Raw genomic sequence first — 11,974 nt, 5'->3', positions numbered from 1 at the left:
GTTTTTTTATGAAAAAGGTCTTTATTTTGTTTTCGCTGGCGGTTTTAGTAATTGCTGCCATTAATATGTCTTTGCCGGCATCAGCAGCTGATGGAATAATAATAAACGGAACGCAGTTTAAAGACACATCGGGCAACGTTATTCATGCTCATGGCGGCGGTATGATTCAGTATGGGGGATATTACTATTGGTATGGAGAGTACCGGGATAATTCAAACAAGTTTTTAGGGGTAAGATGCTACAGATCTGCTGATCTTATAAACTGGGAATACAGAGGTGAGGTATTGTCTCCAAGTTCTGCACCGGAACTGGCCAGTTGCAATGTTGAAAGGCCCAAGGTTATGTACAATGCTTCTACAAAAGAGTTTGTCATGTGGATGCATTGGGAGAACGGTGTTCATTACGGTGAAGCAAGGGCTGCTGTAGCTTATTGCAAGACTCCCGACGGGAAATATACATATTTGGGAAGTTTCAGACCTTTTGCATCATCAGGGGTTATAGACCATGACCGCCCCGGATACATGTCAAGGGATTGCAATGTTTTTGTCGATACCGACGGTAAAGGATATTTTATTTCTGCTTCCAACGAAAACATGGATCTGCACCTTTATGAACTGACTCCTGACTATAAAGGTATAGCATCACTGAAAGCCAAGTTGTTTGTAGGTAAACAGAGAGAAGCACCATGCCTTATAAAGAGAAACGGTTATTACTATCTAATAACTTCGGGGTGTACAGGATGGGATCCCAATCAGGCTAAATACGCCTATTCCAGGGATTTGGCCAGCGGTTGGTCGGAACTGTATAATTTAGGGGATTCCACCACATACAAGTCACAGCCCACATTTATTATACCTGTACAGGGTACGAAAGGAACCTCATATCTGTATATGGGAGACAGATGGGCCGGAGCATGGGGAGGAAAGGTAAATGACTCCCAATATGTATGGCTTCCTTTGATATTCAGGTCGGACACCGTTCTTGAATTGCCATATTATAGCAGTATAAAAATTAATGCAGCGGAAGGTACCATTACCGAGCCTATTACAGATACAACAAAGTATAAAATAGTAAACAGAAACAGTGGTAAAGTTCTGGATGCAAGAGATGGAACCCGTGCTTCCCAACTGGTGCAATGGACTGACAATGGAAGTGAAAGTCAGAAGTGGTATCTGGTTGATATGGGAAGCGGATACAAAAAAATAGTTAGTGTATCAAGCGGCTATGTTCTGGATATTAAGGACGATTCCAAATCCGATGGTGCTGCTATTATACAATGGTACAGCAATGGAGGCTACAACCAGCAGTGGCAGCTTATAGATGCCGGTGGAGGCTATTACAAGCTAAAGAGCCGCAGCAGCGGAAAGATTCTTGATGTATACAAGTGGTCCACCGAGGACGGAGGAGTAATACAGCAATGGTCTGATGTTGACGGCTCCAATCAGCAGTGGATGTTGGTACCTGTTAATGACACACCGACACCTACACCAGTTAATACACCTACTCCCCCCCATTATACTGTTTTAAAGGGAGATGTTAACGGCGACGGAGAAGTAAATTCCATTGATTATGGATATGTGAAAATGTATTTGCTGGGGATGATAAATAAATTTCCTACCGCCGACCCTAATGTCGGATATGCAGGAGCCGATATTGACGGCAATGGAGATGTGAATTCCATTGATTTTGCTCTATTAAAAAGTATCCTGCTTGGAATTAAATCAAACGATTAAAAACTCCTGATTTTGGAAGAAATGTAAAAAAATCGTTATAGAAAAAGGATAACTTGCAGGATATTATTAAAGCATTTAATGAAATTGCCGGTGCTCCGGACTTTGAAGGCGGGTTTGGCATATGGAGAAGTGTATATTTTTTGGATGAAGAACATAAGAAAGTTATTGCTGTTTTTCAAGATCCGCTTATTGTTTATATTGAGTACGATGAAAACGGTGAGATGAAGATAAGTAAAGATTTGCGTACCGGCGATATAATCAAGCTGTATGTTAATCCTGTACCGTCACCGGTAAAGAAAGATTAGTTGGAGTAGGTAAATATTAAAATAGCATGAATAGAACGGCTGCAAAATTTGTGCGGCCGTTCTTTATTTAAGAGGAAAATTAAGTTATATTGCACTTTAAAAATTTTTTAGTGTATTATGTAGATAAGGGTTGATGTATAAATTGAAAAATAAACACCTGTGTAAAATGTATTTTAACTAAGAAAATAGGAGAAAACATGAAAAAATATAAAAATATTAAGAATATACCTTCAAATTCTCGATAATTATGTTATAATACATATAGTTTGGAATAGAACTATTGTGATAGGACTATATATAAAATGATTTCATATAAAATATAAAGAGGATGAATTAGTTATGATAAAAAGTATGACCGGATTCGGAAGGGGCAAGTCACAGGCAGATGGAATGGAGTGCCTTGTGGAAATAAAAACTGTAAATCACAGATACAGTGATATTTATATAAAAATACCAAGACAGATAGCTTTTCTGGAGGATAAGGTAAGAGAAGCAATAAGCAAGTCGATATCAAGAGGGAAAGTTGATGTTTTCATCAGTTTTGAAGATTTCAGCGAAGATTCAAAAAGCATACTTATTGATGAAGGACTTGCAAAGACTTATATAAGTGCAGTGCAGCAGTTAAGAGATAAATATGATCTTCAGGATGATATATCTGTTTCTCTTATTGCTAAATTTCCTGATGTGCTGAAAGTAGAAAAAGTGGAGCAGGACGAGGAAAAAATATGGAAGGTTTTAGGTGAAGCGTTAAATACCGCCATTGAATCTTTAGTCTGCATGCGGCAAATTGAAGGTGAAGGTTTAAAAAACAGTATTTTGGAGAAAACTGATTATATTGAGAGTATTGTAAAGGATATTGAAATAAGAGCACCTGAAGTGGTAAAAGAATATAAATGCAGACTGGAGAACAGAATAAAGGAGATTTTGGACCAGCAGGTTGTCGATGAAAACCGACTGGCAACAGAAGTAGCGATATTTGCGGACAGATGTAGTATTGATGAAGAACTGGTAAGACTCAAAAGCCATATAAATCAGTTGCGTGAGACTTTACAGACCGGACAGTCCGTCGGAAGAAAACTTGATTTTCTAATTCAGGAAATGAATAGAGAAATAAATACCATTGGTTCCAAAGCCAATGATTTAAGTATATCAAAATTAGTAGTTGAAATTAAGAGTGAATTAGAGAAAATAAGAGAACAAGTTCAAAATATTGAATAAGTATTAGGAGGAATAATCAATGAAGTTAATAAACATAGGTTTTGGAAATATTGTATCGGCCAACAGATTAGTTGCTATTGTCAGTCCTGAGTCAGCACCAATAAAAAGAATTATTCAGGAAGCAAGAGAACGCGGAATGCTTGTTGATGCCACATATGGAAGAAGAACCAGAGCTGTAATAATTACAGACAGCGATCACATTATATTGTCTGCGGTTCAACCTGAGACGGTTGCCCATAGATTGAACAGTAAGGATACTGATGTTTCCGTAGAAGAAGAGGATATAATAGAAGAATAGGGGGAACTGTAATGTTCCGTGAGGGACTATTAGTTGTTGTGTCAGGACCGTCGGGCACCGGCAAGGGAACTGTTCTTAGCTGCATAAGGCAGAAAGAGAACAGGATTAAGTTTTCAGTTTCTGCAACTACCAGAGAGCCCAGAAGCGGTGAAGTGGATGGGGTTAATTACTTCTTTAAAACTACCGAAGAGTTTGAAGCAATGATAGAGAATGGAGAACTTATAGAGTGGGTTAAGTATTGTGACAATTATTACGGTACACCTAAAAAGTATGTTGCGGATACTATAAAATCAGGGTATGATTGTCTGTTGGAAATTGAAGTTGAGGGTGCTTTGAATATCAAGAAGATATACCCTGATTGTGTATCTATATTTATTTTGCCTCCATCCTTCGAAGAATTGAGAAGAAGGATAGAGAGCAGAGGGACTGAAAAACCTGAAGTTATAGAGAAAAGAATGGAAAAAGCTTTAAAAGAAATGAACTATGTTGACAGATATGATTATGTTGTTGTAAACGATGATATTGAAAAGGCAGTTGACAGTATTCGCTACATACTTGCTTCGGAGAAACTTAAGTTCAGCAGAAACAGAGATATACTTAAAACAATCGGAATATCTTGATTGTAATATAAATTCTAAATTGGAGGTAGAGAACTCATGAAAGACAATAAGAGTAAACAGTCAATGATTGAGCCCGGTATCAGTTCGTTACTCGAAAAAGTGGATAGCAGATATACTTTGGTGGTAGCTACAGCTAAAAGAGCAAGACAGCTTACCGATGGTGCTCATAAGCTTACAGATTGCCAATCTGATAAGCCGGTGACTGTTGCAATTAATGAAATTGATGAGAATAAGATTACGTATATAAGGACAAAGAGCGGAATCAAATAAAAGAATGGTTTTGGATTTAAATTTTGCGGCTTTTACGTTTGGAGTCAGGTGAAATATTATCACTTAAAGCTTTGTTTTTTAACAATAAATTTTAAGATGAGGATGTTTAGATTCCTAATGGAATGATTACTTTACAATATTTGATTCTGATATGGAGTGTTAATGACTCCATAATTTTATTGCCAAATTTGTGAAAATGTTGAAATTGCATGAATTCTTTTTTGTTTTTACTAAATAATATAAATGAATATATATTTTGAATGGTTTTTTGTATTATATGTATAGAAAACTCGAGGCAGATTATAATTTTATTCTGTATGTTGTACAGATTTCCCTCGGGATGATAAAATTTAGTGGAGAGGTTTTTATGTTAAAAGGTAAGACAGTTGTTGTCGGTGTTAGCGGAGGCATAGCTGCGTATAAGGTGGTTGAGGTTGTAAGCAGATTGCATAAGCTTCATGCTGATGTAAATGTAATTATGACTGAAAATGCAGCTAAATTTGTTACTCCTTTGACCTTCAGGTCAATTTCGCACAACCCTGTGATTACTGATATGTTTAGCGAACCGGCTAAATGGGATATACAACATGTGTCTCTTGCCATGAAGGCTGATATTATTGTTGTTGCCCCAGCAACTGCCAATATAATCGGGAAGGTTGCAAACGGTATTGCCGATGATATGCTGACAACGACAATAATGGCTACAAAAGCACCGGTTGTTTTTGTGCCTGCAATGAATACTAATATGTATGAAAATCCTATAGTTCAGGAAAATATAAAAAAGCTTTCCGAACGAGGATATATATTTTTAGAACCGGAAACAGGACTTATGGCATGCGGAACCGAAGGAAAAGGGCGATTGCCGGAGCCTCAGGCGATTGTTGAGAAGATATGCAAACTGCTTTGTGAAAAAGATGATTTTAGGGATTTAAAGGTTCTGATAACGGCAGGTCCTACTCAGGAACCCATAGACCCTGTCAGATATATTACCAATCGCTCTTCGGGAAAAATGGGCTATGCCATAGCGGCACAAGCTCAAAAAAGAGGTGCAAAAGTCAAAATTGTATCGGGACCGGTTAATATAAGTCCTCCCTATGGTGTGGAGGTTGTATATGTCAAAACCGCTGACGAAATGTATAATGAAGTTATGAAAAGCTATGCTGATTTTGATATATTGATAATGGTTGCAGCGGTTGCCGATTACAAATGTGCACAAATTGCTGAAAAAAAGATAAAAAAGAAGGATGAAAAGTTGACCATAGAACTGGTTAAGAATCCTGATATTGCAAAAGAACTTGGAAAAGTAAAAGGAAACAGAATATTGGTAGGTTTTAGCGCTGAAACCGACAAGCTTGTGAATAATGCCTGTGAAAAGCTGGCTTCAAAGAACCTGGATATGATAATTGCCAATGATGTTACACAGGAAGGTGCAGGATTCGGTACCGATACAAATATAATAAAAATTATAAAAAAAGACGGAGAGATAGTCGATTTTCCCTTAATGAGCAAGCTGGAGGCAGGAGACAGAATTTTGGACGAAGTTATAAAGTTAATTGGCAAAAATGGTGTTGACAATAAATAATTGTATGTTAAAAATATATATTATTGATATTGTTAAGGAGGCTTTTTTGATGGAATTTGAAAAGACTATGGACAAGATAGTCGCACTGGCGAAAAATAGAGGTTTCGTATATCCCGGCTCTGAGATATATGGAGGTCTGGCAAATACTTGGGATTACGGCCCTTTGGGTGTGGAACTTAAAAACAATGTAAAGAAGGCATGGTGGAAGAAATTTGTCCAGGAGAATCCGTATAATGTCGGAGTTGACTGTGCCATATTGATGAATCCGCAGGTTTGGGTGGCATCGGGGCATGTCGGAGGATTCAGTGATCCTTTGATTGACTGTAAAGATTGTAAGGTACGTCATAGAGCTGACAAGATGATTGAGGACTGGAACAAGGAAAACAACGTGAATGTAAAAGTTGACGGATGGTCCAATGAACAGCTCATTACATATATAAAAGAAAAGGGAGTAAAATGCCCTAACTGCGGTTCTACCAACTTTACTGATATTAGAAAATTCAATCTTATGTTCAAAACCTATCAGGGAGTTACCGAGGATTCAAAAGCTGAGATATTCTTAAGACCTGAAACGGCACAGGGTATATTTGTAAACTTTAAAAATGTACAAAGAACCACCAGAAAGAAGATACCCTTCGGCATAGGACAGATAGGTAAATCCTTTAGAAATGAAATTACTCCGGGCAATTTTACTTTCAGAACCCGTGAATTTGAACAGATGGAATTGGAATTTTTCTGTGAACCGGGTACAGATTTGGAATGGTTCCAATACTGGAAGGATTTTTGTTATAATTGGTTAATAAACCTTGGAATTAACAAGGATAACCTGAGAATGCGTGATCATGAGAAAGAAGAGCTTTCGCACTATAGTAATGCAACCACAGACATAGAGTATAAATTCCCCTTTGGTTGGGGCGAATTATGGGGTATTGCCGACAGAACAGATTTCGATTTGAAGCAGCATATGGAACATTCGAAAGATGATTTAATGTATTTTGATCCCGTTACTAATCAGAAATATATTCCTTACTGTGTTGAACCGTCTTTAGGTGCTGACAGAGTGACCCTGGCATTCCTTTGCGATGCCTACGATGAAGAAGAGGTTGGAGAGGGAGATGTAAGAGTTGTACTTCATTTCCACCCGGCACTTGCACCGGTTAAGATAGCTGTACTTCCGCTTTCAAAGAAATTGGGCGATGAAGCTTACAAGATATATGAGGCTCTTACCAAAAAGTATGTATGTGAATACGATGAAACCGGAAGCATAGGAAAGAGGTACAGAAGACAGGATGAAATCGGTACTCCGTACTGCATAACTTTTGATTTTGATTCACTGGAAGACAAGAGTGTGACAATAAGAGACAGGGACAGCATGCAGCAGGTTAGGGTTAAAATTGAAGAATTGGATAAATACTTTGAAGGTAAATTTGAGTTTTAATAAAAAAATGGGTTTTCCAAAAAGGAAAACTCATTTTTTTATAATATATATTTTTATATAGATAAAAAATACCATGGGTAATTTTATAAAAATTAATGATGCTTAAGCCAAACAGAAAAAAGTCGGAGGATGGATAAGCAAGAATATTTATTTCTATTTTTGGAGAAAATTAATATAGGCTGCTAAACATAAAAAATTGGGAAATTAATAAAAAAGTAATGAAAATATTCTTAAGTATGTTATAATTACTAAGTGTGTTATAATTTATGATATAATTGTTATGGTCAGAAAATGCAGTTCCCGATATTATCCATGTTATAAATGAGAAAATATATAAAATATGCGCAATTTGCAATACATGTTGGTTTCAGATTCGTATTTTGTATCGGAAATTTGGGCTCATTGACATATGCGCATAATTTCTTAAAAAATGCATAAAAAATATTTTTAAGAAATATGTAGCATATGAGAGATACATAAAAGCAAATGGGAGGGTTTTTAATGGCAAAATACGTTTATCTTTTTAGTGAAGGAAACGCTTCAATGAGAAACTTGCTTGGCGGCAAAGGAGCCAATTTGGCTGAAATGACGGGATTGGGCCTTCCTGTTCCAAGAGGTTTTACAGTTACTACAGAAGCCTGTACCAGGTACTATCAAGATGGCAAAGTCATTGCAAAAGAAATTGAGGATGAAATTTATGAAAAATTGAAAGTTACAGAAGAAATTGTGGGTAAAAAATTCGGCGATCCCAACAATCCTTTATTGGTATCGGTCAGGTCAGGAGCAAGAGCATCAATGCCCGGTATGATGGATACAATTTTAAATTTGGGGCTGAATGATGTTGTAGTGGAAGGATTGGCAAAGCTTACCAATAACGAGAGGTTTGCCTATGACAGTTACAGAAGATTTATTCAGATGTTTAGTGACGTAGTAATGGAAGTTGAAAAATCCAAATTTGAGAAGATACTTGATGCTGTTAAAGAGGAAAATGGAGCAGTGCATGATACCGACCTGACAGCCGATAATTTAAAGGAAGTTGTTAGAAGATATAAAGAGCTCTTCAAAAAAGAAAAAGGATTTGATTTCCCTCAGGATCCAAAAGTTCAATTAATGGAAGCAGTCAAGGCTGTTTTCCGTTCATGGGACAATCCTAGAGCAGTAGTATATAGAAGGCTGAATGACATACCTGGTGACTGGGGTACTGCTGTTAACGTACAGGAAATGGTTTACGGAAATATGGGAAATGACTCGGGAACAGGTGTTGCATTTACCAGAAACCCTTCAACCGGTGAAAAGAAATTGTATGGCGAATTCCTTATGAATGCTCAGGGGGAAGATGTTGTTGCCGGTATCAGGACTCCACAATCCATAGATTCTCTCAAAGATATAAATCCTGAAGTGTACAATCAGTTTGTGGAAATTGCCGAAAAACTTGAGAAACACTATAGAGATATGCAGGATATGGAGTTTACCATTGAAAGAGGTAAACTGTTTATGCTGCAAACCAGAAACGGAAAGAGAACTGCGGCTGCTGCATTGAAAATAGCAGTTGACCTTGTTGCTGAGGGAATGATTACAAAGGAAGAAGCTATCATGAAGGTTGACCCGAAACAGCTCGATGCTTTGCTTCACCCTAATTTCGAACCGAATGCTTTAAAAGCAGCTGTGCCTATTGCAAAAGGATTGCCTGCATCCCCGGGAGCCGCTACCGGTAAGATTTATTTTGATGCGGAAGATGCCGTAAATGCATACAAGAACGGAGAAAAAAATATTGTACTTGTAAGACTTGAAACATCTCCTGAAGATATTGAAGGAATGCATGTTTCAAAGGGAATACTTACAGGACGCGGTGGTATGACCTCCCACGCTGCGGTTGTTGCAAGAGGTATGGGAACATGCTGTGTTGCAGGTTGCGGTGAAATAAAAATAAATGAGGAAGAAAAATACTTTATCGATAAGAATGGCAAAAAATACGTTGAGGGAGATTGGATTTCCCTTGATGGTTCTACAGGTAATGTTTACGGTGAACGTTTGCCCACAGTAGAACCTGAAATGACAGGAAATTTTGCAACCTTAATGAGTTGGGCAGATGAATTGAGGACATTAAAGGTTAGAACAAATGCCGATACACCGGCTGACGCTGCACAGGCTGCAAAATTCGGAGCAGAAGGAATAGGACTTTGCCGTACTGAGCATATGTTCTTTGATGCCGACAGGATTCCGGCAATGAGAGAGATGATTGTGGCAAGAACTGAAGAACAAAGAAGGAAAGCCCTCGACAAATTGCTGCCAATGCAGAGAGCAGACTTTGAAGGATTGTTCAAAGAAATGAAAGGACATCCTGTGACTATAAGATTTTTAGACCCTCCGCTTCATGAATTCCTTCCACAGGAAGATGAAGATATTGCAAAGCTTGCCGAAGAAATGGGAATCACTTTTGAAGAGTTAAAGGGAATTGTTGAAGAACTGCATGAATTCAATCCTATGTTAGGACACAGAGGATGCCGTCTTGCAGTTACATATCCTGAAATTGCAGAAATGCAGACAAGGGCTGTTATTGAAGCAGCTATTAATGTGAACAAACAGGGTATGAATGTGACACCGGAAATAATGATTCCATTGGTTGGGGATGTTAAAGAATTAAAATATGTTAAAGATGTAGTTGTAAAGACTGCAAATGAAATTATCGAAAAGGCTGGAGTTAAGTTAGATTACAAAGTAGGAACCATGATTGAAATTCCGAGAGCTGCGCTTACAGCGGATGAAATAGCAAAAGAAGCGGAATTTTTCTCCTTCGGTACCAATGACCTTACTCAAATGACTTTCGGTTTCAGCCGTGATGACGCAGGAAAGTTTTTGGAAGAGTATTACAATAAGAAGATATATGAATTCGACCCGTTTGCAAAACTTGACCAGACCGGAGTGGGCAAACTTGTTGAAATGGCTGCGAAACTTGGAAGACAGACAAGACCTGATATAAAACTCGGTATATGCGGAGAACACGGTGGAGATCCATCTTCTGTAGAGTTCTGCCATAAAGTTGGATTGGATTATGTATCCTGTTCGCCGTTCCGTGTTCCGATAGCAAGGCTTGCTGCAGCACAAGCGGCTGTAAGAAAAGAAGGGGATTTAGGACAGAAGTAGTTTCATTCATTGAAACATTCGAACATAAAAATTGGGAAAGATAAATATTTGTTACTAGAAAAGCAAGGTGAACAAACTACCTTGCTTTTTTTAATAAGTATAAAAGAACTATTTGAAGGAAAACATTAAATCTTCAAACAATACGAAGAAAGAAGATGATTGCATGAAAAAAGACGTGTAAACTTAAGTTTATAAAGTTTGACAAAATGCTTCAGAGAGATTAAAATAATTTTTATTAAATTTTAATTATATGTTTGGCCCCTTGGTCAAGCGGTTAAGACACCGCCCTCTCACGGCGGTAACAGGGGTTCGAATCCCCTAGGGGTCACCATATTTTAAGTATTTGCCCGATAATGTAAACATTATCGGGTTTTTTATTGTATTTTGCTTTCTAAGTCTCTCTTACTTTGAATATCTTTCGGGTTAAATCTCCCCATCTGTACTTTCCAATGGAATTGAGATAAGGTTAACGGTACTAATAATAAAAATTTATACGGAAATAATATTTTTTGAAAAAAGAATTTTTTAGCATCTTGTTTTGCATAGCTGTCTTTTTAAGATAGTGTAGGAATTTTTAAGAGGAATAATATTTTTTAAAATTTGGGAGGTATCTGATGCCGATTATTTTAGTGGTAATTATTAGATCAACCATAGCTTTTTTTGCGCTGCTGGTACTCATTCGCATAATAGGAAAACAACAAGTTTCACAGCTTACATTCTTTGATTATACTGTAGGTATAACAATTGGTTCAATGGCATCTACTCTTTCAATTCAGCTAAATGAAAATTTGACTTCTACATTGGCAGGAATGGTTACATGGACAGTATTGGCTATATTGGTTGCTATTATAGGAATTCACAGCGCTCGATTGGAAAAAATTGTAGTTGGGGAACCGGAGATTGTTATTCAAAACGGAAAAATTGTTGAGGAGAATCTGAAAAAGAATCGCATTACCATCTCGGAATTATTGTCCGAACTTAGAGTGCAGGGGGTATTTAACATAGAAGATGTTGAGTTTGCATTGATTGAACCTGACGGTAAGATAAGTGTGCAAAAAAAATCGCAAAAGCAGCCTGTTACTCCAAGTGACTTGAACCTGCCCACCCAATATGACGGACTTCCCACTGTTTTGATTATAGACGGAGTAGTGCAGGAGAGTGCTTTAAGGTCAATAAACCTTACAAAGGCTTGGCTGTATCATCAACTGGAAAAGCAAAATATAAAGGATACAGAGATATTCCTTGCGCAGTTGGATACAAAGGGAAATCTGTATGTGGATTTAAAGGAGGACAATCGTTATTTTATTATTGATACGACAAACTGACGGGTTTGCAGTACTTTTTGCAGAAAATAATTTACTGTATC

General features: G+C 37.5%; 10 protein-coding genes and 1 tRNA gene. All 11 read left to right on the top strand.

Annotated features, from left to right (window positions below; translation table 11 throughout):
* Positions 1 to 8: 8 nt before the first annotated feature.
* The 11 genes from CLOCL_RS13520 to CLOCL_RS13470 all read left to right on the top strand — a co-directional run bounded on the left by CLOCL_RS13520 (position 9) and on the right by CLOCL_RS13470 (position 11,933).
* Positions 9 to 1,733, top strand: coding sequence for an RICIN domain-containing protein (locus tag CLOCL_RS13520; protein ID WP_014255867.1), 1,725 nt, complete (start codon positions 9 to 11; stop codon positions 1,731 to 1,733).
* Positions 1,734 to 1,786: 53 nt separating this feature from the next.
* Positions 1,787 to 2,038: a hypothetical protein gene (locus CLOCL_RS13515; RefSeq protein ID WP_014255866.1), complete on the top strand. Its 252-nt coding sequence runs from the start codon at positions 1,787 to 1,789 to the stop codon at positions 2,036 to 2,038.
* A gap of 339 nt (positions 2,039 to 2,377) precedes the next feature.
* Positions 2,378 to 3,256: a YicC/YloC family endoribonuclease gene (locus CLOCL_RS13510; RefSeq protein ID WP_014255865.1), complete on the top strand. Its 879-nt coding sequence runs from the start codon at positions 2,378 to 2,380 to the stop codon at positions 3,254 to 3,256.
* 19 nt (positions 3,257 to 3,275) lie between these two features.
* Complete coding sequence (gene remA / locus CLOCL_RS13505) at positions 3,276 to 3,554, top strand: extracellular matrix/biofilm regulator RemA (protein ID WP_014255864.1); 279 nt, start codon at positions 3,276 to 3,278, stop codon at positions 3,552 to 3,554.
* A gap of 11 nt (positions 3,555 to 3,565) precedes the next feature.
* Positions 3,566 to 4,174, top strand: a complete 609-nt coding sequence (gmk, locus tag CLOCL_RS13500) for a guanylate kinase (RefSeq protein WP_014255863.1) — start codon at positions 3,566 to 3,568, stop codon at positions 4,172 to 4,174.
* Positions 4,175 to 4,210: 36 nt separating this feature from the next.
* Entirely contained in the window at positions 4,211 to 4,444 is a 234-nt protein-coding gene (gene rpoZ, locus CLOCL_RS13495; protein WP_014255862.1) for a DNA-directed RNA polymerase subunit omega, read from the top strand.
* A gap of 367 nt (positions 4,445 to 4,811) precedes the next feature.
* On the top strand, positions 4,812 to 6,026 hold the full coding sequence (gene coaBC, locus CLOCL_RS13490) for a bifunctional phosphopantothenoylcysteine decarboxylase/phosphopantothenate--cysteine ligase CoaBC (protein ID WP_027621722.1): 1,215 nt from the start codon (positions 4,812 to 4,814) through the stop codon (positions 6,024 to 6,026).
* Positions 6,027 to 6,075: 49 nt separating this feature from the next.
* Complete coding sequence (locus CLOCL_RS13485) at positions 6,076 to 7,464, top strand: glycine--tRNA ligase (RefSeq protein ID WP_014255860.1); 1,389 nt, start codon at positions 6,076 to 6,078, stop codon at positions 7,462 to 7,464.
* 501 nt (positions 7,465 to 7,965) lie between these two features.
* Positions 7,966 to 10,608 carry a pyruvate, phosphate dikinase gene (ppdK, locus tag CLOCL_RS13480; protein WP_014255859.1) on the top strand — a complete coding sequence of 881 codons (2,643 nt, stop codon included), beginning with the start codon at positions 7,966 to 7,968 and terminating at the stop codon, positions 10,606 to 10,608.
* A gap of 256 nt (positions 10,609 to 10,864) precedes the next feature.
* A tRNA-Glu gene (locus tag CLOCL_RS13475) sits at positions 10,865 to 10,939 on the top strand.
* 283 nt (positions 10,940 to 11,222) lie between these two features.
* Entirely contained in the window at positions 11,223 to 11,933 is a 711-nt protein-coding gene (locus tag CLOCL_RS13470) for a DUF421 domain-containing protein (RefSeq protein WP_014255858.1), read from the top strand.
* Positions 11,934 to 11,974 lie beyond the last annotated feature (41 nt).

Origin of the sequence: Acetivibrio clariflavus DSM 19732, from assembly GCF_000237085.1 — a bacterium.
Classification (GTDB): Bacteria; Bacillota; Clostridia; order Acetivibrionales; family Acetivibrionaceae; genus Acetivibrio; species Acetivibrio clariflavus.
Note: the sequence above shows the minus strand (reverse complement) of the source record. Positions and strands in the feature narration are given on the sequence as shown.

Excerpts from the sequence above, each read along its gene's own strand:
- coaBC (WP_027621722.1), top strand. The coding sequence starts at position 4,812 with ATGTTAAAAGGTAAGACAGTTGTTGTCGGTGTTAGCGGAGGCATAGCT.
- CLOCL_RS13470 (WP_014255858.1), top strand. The coding sequence starts at position 11,223 with ATGCCGATTATTTTAGTGGTAATTATTAGATCAACCATAGCTTTTTTT.
- CLOCL_RS13510 (WP_014255865.1), top strand. The coding sequence starts at position 2,378 with ATGATAAAAAGTATGACCGGATTCGGAAGGGGCAAGTCACAGGCAGAT.
- gmk (WP_014255863.1), top strand. The coding sequence starts at position 3,566 with ATGTTCCGTGAGGGACTATTAGTTGTTGTGTCAGGACCGTCGGGCACC.
- ppdK (WP_014255859.1), top strand. The coding sequence starts at position 7,966 with ATGGCAAAATACGTTTATCTTTTTAGTGAAGGAAACGCTTCAATGAGA.
- CLOCL_RS13485 (WP_014255860.1), top strand. The coding sequence starts at position 6,076 with ATGGAATTTGAAAAGACTATGGACAAGATAGTCGCACTGGCGAAAAAT.
- rpoZ (WP_014255862.1), top strand. The coding sequence starts at position 4,211 with ATGAAAGACAATAAGAGTAAACAGTCAATGATTGAGCCCGGTATCAGT.
- CLOCL_RS13520 (WP_014255867.1), top strand. The coding sequence starts at position 9 with ATGAAAAAGGTCTTTATTTTGTTTTCGCTGGCGGTTTTAGTAATTGCT.
- remA (WP_014255864.1), top strand. The coding sequence starts at position 3,276 with ATGAAGTTAATAAACATAGGTTTTGGAAATATTGTATCGGCCAACAGA.